The following is a 15,801-nucleotide window of genomic DNA, read 5'->3' on the forward strand; positions in this document are numbered from 1 at the left end:
GCGTTCAGATCCCACCGTATTGGTTTAGGGCTGTACTGACGTCTCCTCGCTCCAGCGCTTTGTCATCGTCTGTAAGCCTGTGAACTATTCCCGCAATATTTCGGATCGGTCACTGACGGCGACCGGCAAAGCTCTTGTTTCCGAGCCCGACGGCTCTCCTGACAAGGCGATAAAATATTCGCAATCCGTCTCGGTTATCGTTCCGACCCTCAATGAGACCGACAATATCGATCTTCTCCTGTCCTCCCTGTTGTCGCAGTCCGGTGGCGATATCGCGCTGGAGGTCCTGATCGCCGATGGCGGATCGACCGATGGCACGATCGACCGCGTCCGGGCATGGGAGGGCAAGGCGCCCGTCAGGCTCATTTCCTCAGGCGGAAAGGGCGGTCTGGCAGGAGACGTGCTCTGGGCTGCGAAATATGCTCGTAGCGACATCGTCGTGGTCATGGATGCCGATCTCAGCCATCCGCCGGAGGAGATCGGCAACCTCGTTCGTCCCATTATCGACGGGACCAGCGACATGGTGGTTGGAAGCCGCTATGTGCCAGGCGGCGCCACGCCGGATTGGCCGCGCTCCCGCCGGCTCCTCTCCCGCCTCGGCGGCGCCTTGGCATGGCCATTGACCGATATGCGGGATCCGATGTCCGGCTTCTTCGCCGTGCGCAAGGAGCGGCTGTTGGCAATCGATCCAAAGGCAATCGGCTTCAAGATCGGCCTGGAGATCATCGCGGAAGGTGGTGACGCACTTCGGCTGACCGAGATCCCGATCGTCTTTCGCGATCGAGTGCACGGGCAAACGAAAATCGGATGGGGGCACATGATAGACTATGCCCGCCGTCTGCTGGTCCTTGCAGGAGGCGCGGTTTCCTTTGGGAACGCGACCCGTTTTGCGGGCGTCGGCCTCATCGGCCTGGCTCTCGACCTGCTGATCTTCCAGATTCTCTTCGGGGCGGGATTCGGTCTGGTGACGGCCCATCTCGTCAGCTTTGCCGTCGCCACGATCTCCAACTACATTCTGAACTCCAGATGGGCATTTGCAAGCGATGGACCACGGCTTCATGAGCGGGATTGGCGACGTTACATCCGCTTCATGACCATCTGCCTGCTTGCTTTTGCCTTGCGGGGCGGTGTGCTTGCCGGCGCCGTCGACCTTCTCGGATGGCCCGCTCAGGCCGCCATTATTCTCGGCGTCGGGGCCGCCGCTGTCGTCAATTATCTCGGCAATGCCTTCTTCGTGTTCCCGTCTGAGAACCCGCGCATGCCATCCGACGTCCGGTGGCGTGTGGCCGCAATCGGCGTGCTGGGTTATGTCCTCGCTTTGCGACTGGTTTATCTCGGGCTCGTCGATCTCGTGCCGGAGGAAACTTATTACTGGAATTACGCGCAGCATCTTGACATCGGGTATCTCGACCATCCACCGATGGTTGCATGGCTGATATGGGCCGGAACAAGCCTGTTTGGCAACACGGGATTTGGCGTCCGCATCGGCGCCTATCTCGCCTGGATCGTGGCCGGCTTCTTCGCTTTCGGCTTCTCGCGCAATCTGTTCAGCAAGTCGGCAGCCTTCGTCAGCGTGCTGCTTATCGCCATCTTGCCGTTTTTCTTTTCCACGGGCTTCATGATGATGCCGGACGTGCCTCTGACGGCCGCATGGGCCGGAACGCTTTATTTTCTGGAGCGTGCGCTGATAGCAGGAAAGCGCCGGGCCTGGTGGGGAGTCGGCCTGTGTGTCGGCCTCGGAATGCTCTCCAAATATACGATCGCGCTCCTCGGCCCCGCGACGCTGATCTTCCTCCTTCTCGATACAAGAGCGCGACGTTGGCTGCTGCGGCCGGAACCCTACCTTGCCGTCGTGCTCGCTGCGGTGCTTTTCTCACCGGTGATCTACTGGAATGCGACGCATGGCTGGGCTTCGTTCGCTTTCCAGAGTGCGGACCGTCTGCAAAGCACAAAGACCTTCTCGCTTCCCTCGCTGGTCAGCAGTGTCGCGATCCTGCTGACGCCAATAGGATTGGTAGCAGCGCTGGCCGCGCTGGTGACAAGAAACAGCGTGACATTTGCAATGAAGACGGACGCGGAAGCTGCCCGCCGATCTCTCTTCATCAAGATCTATACGATCGTTCCGCTGCTGGTCTTTGTCGCATTCAGCCTGTTTCACGAGGTCAAGCTGAATTGGACGGGGCCACTCTGGCTTGCCCTTTTGCCGGCAATCTCGGCGACCATCGTCGCGGCCGGTAGCAGCGTATCGAAATTCGACGGTCTACTGCGGCGGCTATGGGTTCCGACAGTGATGACCATGCTCGTGCTCTACGGGCTTGGTTTGCATTATCTCGTCCTCGGATTTCCGATGGTCGGTCACTTCGGCAATATCCGGACGCTACCTGTCGCATGGCAGGAATTCGGTCGTGAAACAGGATTGATCGAGCATAGCGTGGAGCAGGAAACGGGTAAGCAGGTCCTGCTCGCCGGAATGGACAAGTATTTCGTGGCAAGCGAGATCGCTTTCTACAATCGCACCGACGACGATACCGTTCAGACCTCCGTGGGGCGGGGCGCACTCGGCCAGGATAGCTTGATGTATAGCTACTGGTTCAAACCCGCCGACCTGCAGGGCCGCACCGTCATTCTTTTCGGACTGAAAAGGGGCGACCTGGAGCGGGCTTCTCTTGATCCGCTGTTTTCCCGGATAAGCGACATCAAAGAACAGCAGGTTACGAAGCATGGCGAACCTGTGGGCAGCTTCTTCTACAGGGTCGGATATGATCTTCGCAGTTGTCTTCCGCTTGTCGCCCAAACCTCGGGGATAGCGTGCCATGGGTCGTGAGCCGGCGGGAAGCTACGCAAAAGGTGCAGGCCAGGGCGGCTAACCCTGGCCTGATAAGCGCAGCCTGACAGCAGCCGATTAGCCTACCGGAAGAGATCCTGGATGAACATGGAGGTTTCCGGGATGAGGGTGACGATCATGAGCGTGGTCCAGAGCGCGACCATGAACGGCCAGATCGAGCGGATCACCTTGCTGACGGGCACCTCGCCGATGGCACAGCCGAGATAGAAGGCAGCACCGACCGGCGGGGTGTTGAGCCCGATGGTCGAATTCAACAACACGATGATACCGAACTGCACCGGATCCATGCCGTATTGCGTGACGATCGGCAGGAAGATCGGCGTGCACACCAGAATATGCGCGGCCATGTCGAGGAATATGCCGAAGATGAACAGCGCTATGTTGACCAGGATGAAAATCACCCATGGCTGCGTGCTGACATGGCTGAGCGCCTCACCGACCATGTCGGCAACGCCGTAGATGCTCATCAGATAACCGAACATCGTCGAGATGCCGATCAAAAGCAGCACGACGCCCGTCGTCTTGGTCGCCTTCGCCACCGCCTTCAGAAAGTTTTCGAAGGATAGGCTGCGATAGACGAAAATCGTCAGAAGCAGCGCGTAGAGGACAGCGACTGCACCGGCCTCCGCCGCGGTAAAGACGCCGGACAGGATGCCGCCGACGATGATGACTATGATGAAAAGGCCGGGAACTGCGGCTGCGAGACTGCGCCAGACTTCCGCCCAGCCCGGAAACTCGCCGCGGCTATAGCCGCGCGATCGCGCGACGAAATAGGCGGTCAACACATTGGCAACCGTCAGGATCAGCGCGGGAATAGCGCCTGCCATGATCAAGGCGTTCATCGACACGAGACCGCCGGCGGCGAGCGAATAGATGATCATATTGTGGCTGGTCGGCATCAGCGCGCCGACGAGCGAGGAATAGGTGGTGACGTTGACCGCGTAATCCGCATCGATCCCTTCCTTTTTCATCAGGGGGATCAGCGCCGAGCCCATGGCCGAAACGTCTGCGACCGGCGAACCGGAGACACCGCCGAACATGGTGCAGGCGACGACGTTGGTCATACCGAGCCCGCCGCGCACATGGCCGACCATCGCCTTGGAGCTGCGGATGATCCGGTCGGCAATGCCGCCGTACATCATCAGCTCGCCGGTGAAGATGAAGAACGGAATGGTGAGGAAGGAGAACGTGCCCATGCCCGACGCCATGCGCTGGAAGACGACGGCCAGCGGCAGCCCTTCATAGAGCACCGTGGCGATCGACGACAGGCCGATGGCGAAGATGACCGGCATGCCGAGCACCAGCCCGCCCACGAAGGTTGCGCAGAGAATGATCAATGCCATGAGGGTATAACCTTGATTTTCAGGACGGCGGCGACGATGCGCTCGACGGCAAACAGGGCGATGAGCACGCCGCCGGCCGCGAGCGGCACATAGCTCCAGGCCTGTGAAATCGGCAGGCCGGGATTGATGTAAGGCGCCATCTCGATGCTGAGTTCGCCACCGCTCCAGGCCATCGACAGGCCGAAGACGACCATGCCGAGATAGACGATAACCTCGGCCCCCAGACGAACCCCTTCGGGCGCGAAATTCAGGAGCGAGTCCATGCCGATATGGCGTCCGTCGCGGACACCGACCGCTGCCGCCAGGCAGGTGACGTAAAGGATGACCACAAGCGCGAATATCTCGGTCCAGGCCGGGGAGTCGTTGAGCACGTAGCGCCCGAATATCTGATAGAGGACGGCTGCAACGATGAGAATTGTCCCGATGACTGCAATCATCAGGCAGATGCGCGAGAGCCACGCGTGGAAGGCGAAATAGGCGCCGAGCAAGCCTGTGGTATTGGTGGTGGTGCGGACCATTTGCGAACGCACGGCGGGATCTGCCGGCAATGCATGCATATGCGCGCCCATTGCGTGTCTCCTCGGATTGACAATGTGATGCTGATCGATCCCCTCCGCTTCGCCATCCTCTGGACGTCGGGGAAGGTGATCGCAGGCGATGCGGGGCGCAACCGGCGCCCCCGGCAGACCTCGCTACTTCGTTGCCTTGATGCGGGTGATCATGTCCTTGAGCGCCGGATCGGTGACAAACTGGTCATAGATCGGCTGCATGGCGGCTTCGAACGGCGCCTTGTCCAGCGGGATCACCTCGACGCCTGCCTGCTTCACCTTCTCCTCAGACGTCGTTTCCATCGCGTCCCAGAGCTGACGCATATAGACGACCGACTGCTTGGCGAGCTTGCGCACCAGCACCTGCTCTTCCGGAGTGAAGCTGTCATAGACGCGCTTCGACATCAGCAGGACATCAGGAGCCATCGAGTGTTCGCTCAGCGAATAGTATTTGGCGAGCTCGTAGTGATGGAAATTATAATAGCTCGGCCAATTATTCTCCGCACCGTCGATCAGCCCGGTCTTGAGGCCGGTGAAGACTTCGCCCGTCGGCATCGGCGTGGCGTTGGCGCCGAGCGCCTTCATCATCGCCACCCAAATATCGGACTGCTGTACGCGGATTTTCAGACCCTTGAGATCCTCCATCTTCCGCACCGGCTTGGTGGTGTAGAAGGACCGCGAGCCTGAATCGTAGAAGGCGAGGCCGACGAGGCCATGGGCGTCGCAGTCCGCCAGGATCTGATCGCCGATCGGCCCGTCGAGAACCGTGCGCATCTGGGCCTTGTCGTGGAAGAGGAACGGCAGGACCGGCACCATCATGGCCGGGCAGATGGTGTTCAGCGTTCCGGAGTTGACGCGGATGAAGTCGAGTGCCCCGAGCTTGACCTGCTCGATGGTGTCCTTCTCGCTGCCGAGCTGCGAGTTCGGGAAGACCTTGATCGTATATTTCCCATCGGTTGCCTTGCTGAGTTCATCGCTCATGTACTGCACGGCCTTGACGGTCGGGTAATCCGGCGGCTGCACATCGGCCGAGCGGAACTGACGGGCTTGCCCCGTCGTGAACGTGCCGAGCGCGAGGAGGCCGGCAAATGCTGTCGTGATGATTCTGGTGCTGCGCTTCATTGTTTCCCTCTCTCCTAATCACTAAACAAGAATGGCCGCCCGCTTTCGTGCCTGGAAATTCAAGTCACCGGCGGGCTGAAAACGGTTGTTATTTTTGGAATGCCGAGTTCGATCCAGCGGCCGGTCCAACAACGGCGCAGCCGCCTCGGACTTCAAAGATACGGGCAATATTCATCATCTCCCCCTCCTCAACGAGACCGGAACCTCCTCGTCCCGGCCGAAATCTCACTGCATTGCGCCCCGGAAGGGCGCGAAGCCAAAAAGCGCCTCGGGATTGTCGACAAGGGCAAGCCTGAGGGCGTCCACATTCGGCAGCCAGCCGAGCACGGTGTCCGTGAGCATTGCGTCGTCAGGATAGTCAGCGTTTTGCCGCGCCAGATTGTGAGGCCAGTTCGTGCCCCAGACGATCCGCTCCGGCGCGTGGGCGGCCACATCGCGCGCGACAGCGGCAATATCTTCATAAGCGGGGCCGCCACTCTTCGCGGATTCGTAGCAGCCAGCGAATTTAAACCAGCAATTGCCCTTGTCGATCAGCCGCTGCACAGCCCTGACCTGCGGGCTCTCCGGCGTCACCCCGCAAAAGAACTTGCCGTGATGATCGAGCACCCAACGGGATTTCAGCCGCGCCAGCCGGGGCTCGTGTTCGAGAATATGGCTGCCGTCGAATTGCACGGCCAGCATCCAGCCACGCGCGCTCGCCCTGTCATCGATGGTTTCGAGCGCATCAAGGCCGATCGCGCCGCCCGGCAGATCCATGATGCGCGCGCCGACGACACGGGCCTCAGCGAGCCTGTCGAGTTCGGCCTCCGGTGTTTCAGCGTCGATGACGGCAACGCCGCGGGCGATATCGCCCATTTCGGCAAGGCAGGCCAAAAGATTGCCATTGTCGCGCTGATGGGCATTGCCCTGCGTGATGACCACGCGGTCTATGCCGAGCCAGCCCATCACCTGGCGATATTGGTCTGATGTCGGCAGACTGCCCGCCGGCAGATCGGGGCCGCCGGGCTGCGCCGGGAAACCGGGCAGATACATGTGCATCTGCGTGTCTACCGTTCCCTTGGGAAGGGTGATGTGAGGCGGAGTGCTTGAGAGCGTGCGCACCAGCATGTCACTTGTCCTCCGTACGAAATTCAACCGCCGCCGCATCGAAGGCAATCTCTGCCGAGTACAGAGGCCAGCGATGTTCGAGGCGATAAGAACGGGCGACGGTCATCATCTCACCGCCTCCAGGGCGCGATGAGCTTGTCGAGCATGGCCTCTTCCTCGGCGGTCAAATCATCGAGAGGCGGCCGTACCCTGCCGGCTTCGAAACCCTGAAGCCTGACGCCGGCCTTGATGGCAGCGACAGCATAGCCCTTGCGGCGGTTGCGGATGGCCATGAACGGGTAGAAGAAGTCCTTCAGGATCATCTCGCAGCGCGCACGTTCGCCGGCGCGAAGCGCCTTATAGAACTCGACGGCAAGTGCTGGCACGAAATTGAAGACTGCGGAGGAATAGGTGGTGAAGCCAGCCCCGAGATAGGCCTCGGCGAAAAGTTCGGCTGTCGGCATGCCACCAAGATAGGTCAGCCGGTCGCCCATAGTCGCGGTGATCTGACGTACTCCGCCAATGTCGCCGGTGCCGTCCTTGAAACCCACCAGGTTCGGGCATTCGTCGCACAGGCGCTTCAGCGTATCGACCGAAAGCACCGAGTTGTCGCGGTTATAGACCATGACGCCGATATCGACCGATTGGCAGATGCGCTTGACGTGGGCGTAAAGCCCTTCCTGCGGCGCATCGATCAGATAATGCGGCAAAAGCAGGATGCCGTCGGCGCCGGCCTTCTCGACCGCCTGCGCCAGCTCGACACCGACATGTGCGCCGAAGCCGCAGCCGGACACGATCGCCGTCCTGCCGGCCGCCTCCTTGGCTGCCCTGACAATGGTCGGGATCTCGTTCGGCGACAGTGAGAAGAACTCGCCCGTGCCCCCGGCTGCAAACAATACCGGCGCATCATAGCCCGACAACCACTCAATATGACGCTGATAGCTGTCGGAGCGGAATTTCTCCTCAGCATCAAAATGCGTAATAGGAAAGGACAACAGGCCTGCGCCCAGCGCGGCCTTGATTTCTTGCGGCGTCATCAGGAATTCCTCTTCTGCCTCCTCAGGCAGGAGTTGTCATATATCTATGACGTTTTCCTGTCAACAACTCATCATACAGGTTTGCGCTGCTCGCGCAGAAGCGCACGATAGCGCTCCTGGCTGCCCCGCAGATGCCTGCGCATCGCCTCGCGGGCGCCCTCTTCGTCCCCGTTCGATATCGCTACGACGATCTGACGATGCTCCTCGTCAATCAACAGGATGTAGGCGTCCTGATCGGATTCGAGCTCCCCTTCGCGCATGGCCGCGCGCGGAATGATCCGCGGCCCGATCATCGAAAGAAATTCCCGGAAACGCGAATTGTTCGTCGCCTCGGCGATGGCGAGATGGAGAGCGAAATCGGCTTCGCTCGTCGGAACGCCTGCATTGAGACAGTCGCGCAGCGCTTGATGCCGCTCGAAGATCGTCTCTTCCTGCGCCGGTGACCGCCGCAATGCGGCAAGCCCGGCGGCTTCGACTTCCACGGCGGTTCTGAGCTCCAAAAGCTCGATGACGGACGAAACCCGGGCCTGATCGAGATTTCCGAAGGAGAGAACCGGCAACGCCGGCGATTCGAGCACAAAGACCCCCGCCCCCTGCTGCGCCTCGACCAAACGGTCTGCCCTCAGCGCCGCGATCGCCTCACGCACGACCGTACGGCTGACGCCGTGGGTCTCCGTGAGCTGTGATTCGCTCGGCAGCTTGCTTCCGGGCGGAAACTGCCCGCTGGCGATGGCCCGACGCAGCGTATTGCTGAGACGCGTAACCAGCGTCTGCGACCTGGCTTCAGTCTGGGACTTTGGCTGAACGGCCACGTCGATACCTCTCTTGCTGGGCGTAGGCGGTGAGAAAAGCACTGCGCGAAGTCGTATGTCAAGTTGGTGCCCATACTTGCAACCTGCCAAACTTGTAAACGGATATTGCCAACATGTATGATGAGTTTGATTTGGCAAGGCGCGCGCGTCGGCTATCCCTGGACCGTGCCTTGGAGGACACGGGACGGGACATCGACAAGTTCCAAGCACTTCAAGCGCTGGTTGGGGGAAATCGGTGTCTGATTGGGCGCGCAGCGCTGCCGTCAGCGCGGACCTCCGCACCAATGCAAGCGCCGAATTACCTGCCTGCAAGTTAGGCGGAGCGTCTTTCCTCTCCGCCGTGCGCGGTCGAGGGTGCACCCGGCCAGCCAAGTTCCGGCGCGATCCGGGTAACGAAATCGTGGAGGATCTGGCGGTACTGTTCGTGCTCGAATTCGTAAGGCAGTTCCAGCCGCAACTCGCTGACCTCAGGCAGCAGCGGATCGGCAAAGAGCCGTTCCAATATTTCGTCCGAAGTGCCGACGATATCGCCGGCAAACAAGGTGCGCTTCTCGCCTTGCGGTGATAGCGTCCGCCCGTCGCGGCCGGCGGCATAGTCCTTATACCGGCGGCGCGTGGCGGCATCGGCGTTGTCGAAGGGTACGATGACGCGCCCAAGCGCGACACGGCGCTTTGGCCCGGCAGCGGCACGATAGGTTTCGATCAAGCGCGATTGGGCGACGAAGAAATCATCGGTTCCCTCGCCCGTAATCACATTGCCGGTCAAAAGGTTGAAGCCGTTGCGGCCGGCCCATTCGGCCGAGCGCTGAGATCCGCCGCCATACCAGATCCGGTCGATCAGCCCCTCGGCATAAGGCTGTAGACGCGGCCGGATCGGCCCGAAAGGCGTCTTGATGAAGGTCTGCTCATCGCCGAGATGGGTACCGCGCAGATTGTCGGCAAAGCGCAGAACGCGATCGTGGGAAAAATCGTTGTTCGTCCAGTCGCCGTCGAAGACCAGCGGCGCGATCAGATCGGCATGCAGTGGACGTCCGGCGCTGACGCCGATATTCAGCCGCCCGCGCGACAGGACATCGACGGTGGCAAGATCCTCCGCCAACCGATAGGGACTTTCATAGCCGATCGGAATGACCGCCGTTCCCAATTGAATCCGGCTGGTGCGCTGGGTTGCCGCCGCCAGGAAGGCGGTGCCCGACGAAATACCGGGCTCCAGATGTCGCTGGCGGACCCAGGCGCTGTCGAAGCCCAGCTCTTCCCCATATCGCAGTTGCTGGAGGGTCTGCTCCAACCCCGACAGTGGATCCTCGTCCGGATAGTTGCCGGGGGTGAGGAAACCGATATGGCTGATGGATACCTTGCGGCCGCTCATGTTTTGCTCCTGTCGATGCCGTCGGGCGATCAATATTTCGGCAGGCCGGGCGGATTGGTTTCCGACTTCGGCAGGGCTTCTTCCGCCAGATGCCAATGATCGAGAATCTTTCCGTAGGTGCCACTAGCGATCAGGTCGTTGGCGGCAACGGTCAGTGCATTGGCCAAGCCGCTGCCCTTGCGCGTCGTCACCGCCACGTCCGAGCGATCCGGCCAGCCGGCGCTCAGCGTACCGACGCTTTTGATGTTCTTGTCGCGGGCGGCGATGTAGACGAGCTGCGCATGCGGTTGCACGATCACATCGGCGCGGCCAGACGCCAGGGCCAGCAGGCTTGCGGCATCGTCGTCGTAATATTGCAGCTCCAGCGGCTTCAGCCCGGCCGCCACGTTCTCCTTGCTCCATTCGAGCAGGATGCGCTCCTGATTGGTGCCGGCGCCTACGATGAACCTGAGCCCGGCCGCATCCTTCGGCTCCTTGATCGAGCCGATCTTGCTGTCCGACTTGACATAGATGCCGTGCAGGCCCTGGCGATAGGTGGAGAAATCGAACTTCTCCTTGCGCTGCTCGGTAACGCCGACATTGGAGATGACGGCATCGTATTTGCCCGAGGTAAGACCCAGCGGCCAATCGATCCATGCGACCGGCACCAGTTCCAGCTTCAGTCCGAGGCTATCGGCAATAGCATAGGCGATATCCGGATCGGCGCCGACCACGGTCTTGGCATCCGTCGCATAGGTGGCAAGCGGCGGCCCGCCGGGTGCGACGGCAACCGTGAACGTGCCCGGCGTGACGAACTTGAAATCCTTAGGGATAGCGGCGATCGCGGTCTCGTCCCGTCCGACGTGAATGCGGCCCGGCTGCCCGGGGCTCAAGTCGAAGGTTAGATCATTGGCACGGGCCGCGCCGAAGGACGCCAGCGCCGTCATCATCAAAGCGAATGAACATGCCCGGATGGCCGGTATACCTGTCATGGGAGCCTTCTCCATATCCTATCTTCATGAATGGCCGGCTTCGCGCGAGCGAGCCGGCCGTCTTGCGTTCGAGAGACGATTACGAGCCGCTTTTCGGCAGGCCGGGCGGATTGGTCTGCGACTTCTCGACCGCCTCGGAGCTAAGGCTCCAGCGCTTCAGCACCTCGCCATATTTGCCGTCCTTGATCAGGTCGTTGAGCGCGATGGTGACCGCGTCCGCAAGACCGGCACCCTTACGCGTCGTCACCGCGATCTCCGCCGACACCGGCCAGCCCCCACTAACGGTCCCGACCAGTTTGGTCGCGCCCTTGATGGATGCGCTATAGGCGAGCGTGGCGTTCGGGTTGAACTCGACATCGGCGCGGCCAGACTGGATCGCCAGATCGGCTGCGGCACGGTCATCGTAGTATTGCACCTCGATCGGCTTCAGCCCGGCGGCGACGTTCTCCCGATCCCATTCCAGGATGATCTTTTCCTGGTTGGTGCCGGCGCCGGTGATGACCTTGAGGCCGGCAACGTCCTTCGGGTCCTTGATCGCGGTGATCTTGCTATCGGATTTGACGTAGAAGCCGAGCACATCTCTGCGATAGGTGGAGAAATCGAACTTCTCCTTGCGTTCCTCGGTGACCGTCACATTGCTGATGACGGCATCATACTTGCCGGAGGAGACGCCGAGCGGCCAATCCTCCCAGGCAACCGGCACGAGGTCGAGCTCAAGACCGAGCGAATCCGCGAGCAATTGTGCGATCTCGGGATCGGTGCCGACCACCGTCTTGGCGTCCGTGGCATAGGTCGAAACCGGCGGATCCCAGGGGTTGATTGCCACGGTGAACTTGCCGGGGTTGACGAATTTGAAACTGGACGCGATGGCCTTGATTGCCGCATCGTCCTTTTCCGCGCGGACACGGTTCGACGTATCCGGGCTCAGATTGAACTTTTCCGCCGCATGAGCGGAGCCGAGGCCGATGGCGGCTACGGCGACAATGCCGGCCACCAGAGATTTCGTTGTCTTGAATATAGTCATGTAGCTTACCTTTTTCTCTCTATGGTTGTATTTTCGTTTACTCTCTTCCTCTCGCGAAGGGGCCGGGTTTTCGCTAGAGAACTTTTGCCAGGAACTCGCGGGTGCGTGGATGTTCCGCTTCGTTGAAGATGCGGGCCGGCGGGCCGGCCTCGAGAATGTGGCCGCTTTCCATGAAGACCACCGTATCGGCCACCTCGCGGGCAAAGCCGATCTCATGGGTGACGATGACGAGCGTCGTGCCGGTGCGGGCGAGCTCCTTGATAACGTCGAGCACCTCGCCGACCAGTTCCGGATCGAGTGCGGACGTCGGCTCGTCGAAAAGCAGCACCTTGGGGCGGAGAGCGAGCGCGCGGGCGATCGCGACGCGCTGCTGCTGGCCGCCGGAAAGCTGGCGCGGATAGGCGTTGATCTTGTCGCTGAGGCCGACGCGGGCGAGCAGCTCCTGCGCCAATTGCACGGCATCCTCGCGGCTAATGCCCCGCACCTGGATCGGCGCCTCGATGAGATTTTCGAGCACGGTCAGATGCGGAAAGAGATTGAAGCTCTGAAACACCATGCCGATATCGGCGCGGCTCCTCAGAATATCCTTCTCCTTGAGTTCGTAGAGCGTGTCGCCCTTCTGGCTGTAGCCGATCAGATTGCCGTCGATGGAGATGAAGCCGCTATCGACGCGCTCCAGATGGTTGATGGCACGCAGGAGCGTCGACTTGCCGGAGCCGGACGGGCCAAGGATAGCGGTCACACTACCGGGCGAAAGGCTGAGTTCGATATTGTCGAGCACCTTCAGCGCACCGAAGCTTTTCGAAATGCCGTGAATGCGCACTGCCCCTCCGGCCGCCCGGAAGCTTGCCACGTCGATGACGCCGGGCCGCAGCGCGGCATCCGTCGAGACGTCCAAAGCTGGCAGCGGACGGCGGAACCGTTCGAAGAAGGCTTGGAAGGGAAGCGGCGTCGGGTTGCGCACCGCGCCTTTCGAGAAATAGCGCTCGATATAGTGCTGCGCGATCGACAGCACCGTCATGATGACCAGATACCAGACGGTCGCGACCATCAGCAGCGGGATGACTTCGAGGTTGCGGCGATAGATGACCTGCACCGTATAGAAGAGTTCCGGCAGGGCGAGCACATAGACCACGGAAGTGCTCTTTGCCAATCCGATGATCTCGTTGAAGCCGGTCGGCAGGATGGAGCGCATGGCCTGCGGCAGGATGATACGGAAGGCTTGCCGGCGGCGCGACAAGCCCAGAGCCGAGGCCGCCTCAAGTTGTCCCTGATCGACGGAAAGGATGCCACCGCGCACGATCTCCGCGAAGAAGGCCGACTGGTTGAGCGTCAAACCCAGGAAGGCGGCAGCAAAAGGCGTCAATAGCTGCACCGTCGGATAGTCGATAAAGACCGTATCGGTGAAGGGAATACCGATCTTGATCGTCTCGTAGAGATAACCGAGATTGTTCAGCACCAGCAGCAACACGATCATCGGGATCGATCTCAGCAGCCAGATATAGCCCCAGGAAAGGCCTGACAGTAGCGGCGACTTGGAAACGCGGGCAAGCGCCAGCGCCGTGCCGAGGATCGAGCCCGAAATCGCGGCAAGCACCGTCAGAAGCAACGTCCTGCCGAGACCGGCGAGAACGGGCTCGGCGAAGAACCATTGCGCGAAGACGCTCCAACCCCAGCGCGGATTGGTGAAGGTGGAATAGAGCACGGCGGCGATGACAAGGGCAGCGAAAATGGTTCCCGCCACACGGCCGGGATGGCGGGCCGGAACGATGCGATAGCGGGAATAATCCTGCTTTTGATCGGCGACCCTGTTGCCGGGAGCAATGCCCGCGAAATCTGTCGTCAGTGCCATGATGTTTCCCTTTTATGGATTATCGGTCCGTGACCGTTTTCACCTGTTGCCGCCGGCCACGCGCAGCTCCGGTTCGGCCAGATGGCTGACATCTTTTTCGAAGGGGAGGGTCCGGTGGATTTCGGGATCGACAGCCTGGTCGAACAGGGCGGTGTAGCCATAGTTGAGATAGAGGCCGACCGCCTCCGGCTGGCGGAAACCCGTGGTCAGGTAGATGCGGGAATAGCCCTGGCGGGCTGCCTGCTCTTCCAGCTCGATCAGGACCTTGCGCGCCAGCCCTTGCCGGCGCAGATCATGGCGGGTCCAGATGCGCTTGAATTCGGCAGTGCGCTCGTCATAGCGCTTGAACGCACCGCCGCCGATGGTTTCGCCATCGCGGATCAAAAGCACGAAATTGCCATCGGGCGGCGCGAAGGCTTCCGGCGGATAGCGGTTGAGCTCCGCCGCCGCACCCTCGGCGCTGAAATAGGTGCCGTAGCGGCTGTCATATTCATGGATCAGCTCATCGATCAGCGGCTTTGCGCGTGGGTCGAGAGGGGTCGTGTAGAGAAAGCTGTCACTCATCTCATCAGCCGTCCTGTTGTCGTCATCATGAAAGGAAGGTCTCGACCAGCCGCACCCAGTAGCGGGCGGCGGGCGCGATGATCGCGTCGTTGAAATCGTATTGGGCGCTGTGGAGAGGGGCGGTGTCGCCGTTGCCAACGAAGAGATAGCTGCCGGGCTGCGCCTGCAGCATGAAGGCAAAATCCTCGCTTGCCGTGCGCGGCCGGAAATTCTGCACGATCCGCCCCTCGCCGAAGGCCTCCAGCGCCACTGCGCGGGCGAAGGCCGTTTCTTCGCGATGATTGACCAACGCCGGAAAGCCGAGGCGATACTTCACATCCGCCTGCGCACCGAAACTTTCAGCCTGGGCGCGGGCAAGTGCGGGAATACGCTCCTGCAGTTGCTGGCGCACCGCCTCGCTGAAGGCACGCATGGTCAGCTTCAGCTCCACGCTTTCCGGGATCACGTTCGAGGCCGAGCCGCCATGGATCGAGCCGACGGTGACGACCGCCATATCCTGGGGATCGATATTGCGCGCCACGACACTCTGCAAAGCCGTGATGAAGGCGGCAGATGCCAATACCGGATCGACCGCCTTTTGCGGTTCAGCCCCATGACCACCTTTGCCGACGATACGGATCACGGCCTGATCGACCGAGGCCATGGCCGCATCGGCGACGAAACCGAACTGACCCGATGGTACGCCCGGCCAATTGTGCAGGCCGAAAACGGCGTCGACTGGAAATCGTTCGAAAAGCCCGTCGGAAATCATCTTGCGGGCGCCGGCACCGATCTCTTCGGCCGGCTGGAAGATCAACGTCAGCACACCGGAAAAATCTTTGGATTCAGAGAGGTAACGCGCCGCGGCGAGCAGGATCGACATGTGCCCGTCATGGCCACAGGCATGCATGACGCCTGGATTGTCGCTGGCATAGGGAAGATCCGTGGCCTCTTCGATCGGCAGGGCGTCCATGTCGGCCCGAATGCCGATGCGCCTGCCGCCGTCGCCGCCCCGAAGGGTTGCGACGACGCCAGTGCCCCCAACACCGGTCGTCACCTCGTAGCCCCAGGAAGAAAGCAGGGAGGCGACGATCTTGCTGGTCCGCCGCTCCTGGAAAGCAAGCTCCGGATAGCGATGCAGATCATGACGGAGAGCGATGATCTCGTCGATAAAGGAGGCTATCCCCTTCTCGATATCATCAGTCGGTCGATGATGCTGGGTGATGACGTTCATGGCAGCGTCGACCAT

13 protein-coding genes are annotated in these 15,801 nt (G+C 61.0%); 1 reads left to right on the plus strand and 12 read right to left on the minus strand.

Translation table 11 applies throughout. The features are described from left to right. The first annotated feature begins 79 nt into the window (after window positions 1–79). Window positions 80–2,824 carry a glycosyltransferase family 39 protein gene (locus PH547_RS26245; protein ID WP_285169828.1) on the plus strand — a complete coding sequence of 915 codons (2,745 nt, stop codon included), beginning with the start codon at window positions 80–82 and terminating at the stop codon, window positions 2,822–2,824. A gap of 83 nt (window positions 2,825–2,907) precedes the next feature. Here the strand turns inward: PH547_RS26245 and PH547_RS26250 are convergent, their stop codons facing one another. The 12 genes from PH547_RS26250 to PH547_RS26305 all read right to left on the minus strand — a co-directional run bounded on the left by PH547_RS26250 (window position 2,908) and on the right by PH547_RS26305 (window position 15,786). Then, window positions 2,908–4,188 (minus strand): TRAP transporter large permease, encoded by a 1,281-nt coding sequence (locus PH547_RS26250; RefSeq protein WP_260304268.1) that lies wholly within the window; start codon window positions 4,186–4,188, stop codon window positions 2,908–2,910. Beyond that, window positions 4,179–4,757, minus strand: coding sequence for a TRAP transporter small permease (locus PH547_RS26255; protein WP_260304269.1), 579 nt, complete (start codon window positions 4,755–4,757; stop codon window positions 4,179–4,181). The genes PH547_RS26250 and PH547_RS26255 overlap by 10 nt, the downstream gene beginning before the upstream one ends. A gap of 123 nt (window positions 4,758–4,880) precedes the next feature. Beyond that, window positions 4,881–5,858 carry a TRAP transporter substrate-binding protein gene (locus PH547_RS26260; RefSeq protein WP_260304270.1) on the minus strand — a complete coding sequence of 326 codons (978 nt, stop codon included), beginning with the start codon at window positions 5,856–5,858 and terminating at the stop codon, window positions 4,881–4,883. Between the two features lie 225 nt (window positions 5,859–6,083). Continuing rightward, window positions 6,084–6,965 (minus strand): amidohydrolase family protein, encoded by an 882-nt coding sequence (locus PH547_RS26265; protein ID WP_260304271.1) that lies wholly within the window; start codon window positions 6,963–6,965, stop codon window positions 6,084–6,086. Between the two features lie 110 nt (window positions 6,966–7,075). Further along, on the minus strand, window positions 7,076–7,981 hold the full coding sequence (gene kdgD, locus PH547_RS26270; protein ID WP_285169829.1) for a 5-dehydro-4-deoxyglucarate dehydratase: 906 nt from the start codon (window positions 7,979–7,981) through the stop codon (window positions 7,076–7,078). A gap of 71 nt (window positions 7,982–8,052) precedes the next feature. Further along, window positions 8,053–8,793: a FadR/GntR family transcriptional regulator gene (locus PH547_RS26275; RefSeq protein WP_104827312.1), complete on the minus strand. Its 741-nt coding sequence runs from the start codon at window positions 8,791–8,793 to the stop codon at window positions 8,053–8,055. A 313-nt stretch (window positions 8,794–9,106) separates the two neighbouring features. Then, the gene (locus tag PH547_RS26280) at window positions 9,107–10,162 is read right to left on the minus strand and encodes an LLM class flavin-dependent oxidoreductase (protein ID WP_285169830.1); all 1,056 of its coding nucleotides are present in this window, start codon (window positions 10,160–10,162) and stop codon (window positions 9,107–9,109) included. A gap of 29 nt (window positions 10,163–10,191) precedes the next feature. Beyond that, on the minus strand, window positions 10,192–11,133 hold the full coding sequence (locus tag PH547_RS26285) for an ABC transporter substrate-binding protein (RefSeq protein WP_260304275.1): 942 nt from the start codon (window positions 11,131–11,133) through the stop codon (window positions 10,192–10,194). A 79-nt stretch (window positions 11,134–11,212) separates the two neighbouring features. Continuing rightward, the gene (locus PH547_RS26290) at window positions 11,213–12,157 is read right to left on the minus strand and encodes an ABC transporter substrate-binding protein (RefSeq protein ID WP_260304276.1); all 945 of its coding nucleotides are present in this window, start codon (window positions 12,155–12,157) and stop codon (window positions 11,213–11,215) included. A gap of 73 nt (window positions 12,158–12,230) precedes the next feature. After that, window positions 12,231–14,009, minus strand: a complete 1,779-nt coding sequence (locus PH547_RS26295) for an amino acid ABC transporter permease/ATP-binding protein (protein WP_283051874.1) — start codon at window positions 14,007–14,009, stop codon at window positions 12,231–12,233. Window positions 14,010–14,048: 39 nt separating this feature from the next. Next, a complete protein-coding gene (locus PH547_RS26300) occupies window positions 14,049–14,573 on the minus strand; it encodes a GNAT family N-acetyltransferase (protein ID WP_283051876.1) in 525 nt (174 codons plus the stop codon). 25 nt (window positions 14,574–14,598) lie between these two features. Further along, window positions 14,599–15,786 carry a M20 aminoacylase family protein gene (locus PH547_RS26305; RefSeq protein ID WP_283054283.1) on the minus strand — a complete coding sequence of 396 codons (1,188 nt, stop codon included), beginning with the start codon at window positions 15,784–15,786 and terminating at the stop codon, window positions 14,599–14,601. Between the last annotated feature and the right edge of the window lie 15 nt (window positions 15,787–15,801).

This window comes from Rhizobium cerradonense, assembly GCF_030182455.1.
GTDB lineage: Bacteria > Pseudomonadota > Alphaproteobacteria > Rhizobiales > Rhizobiaceae > Rhizobium.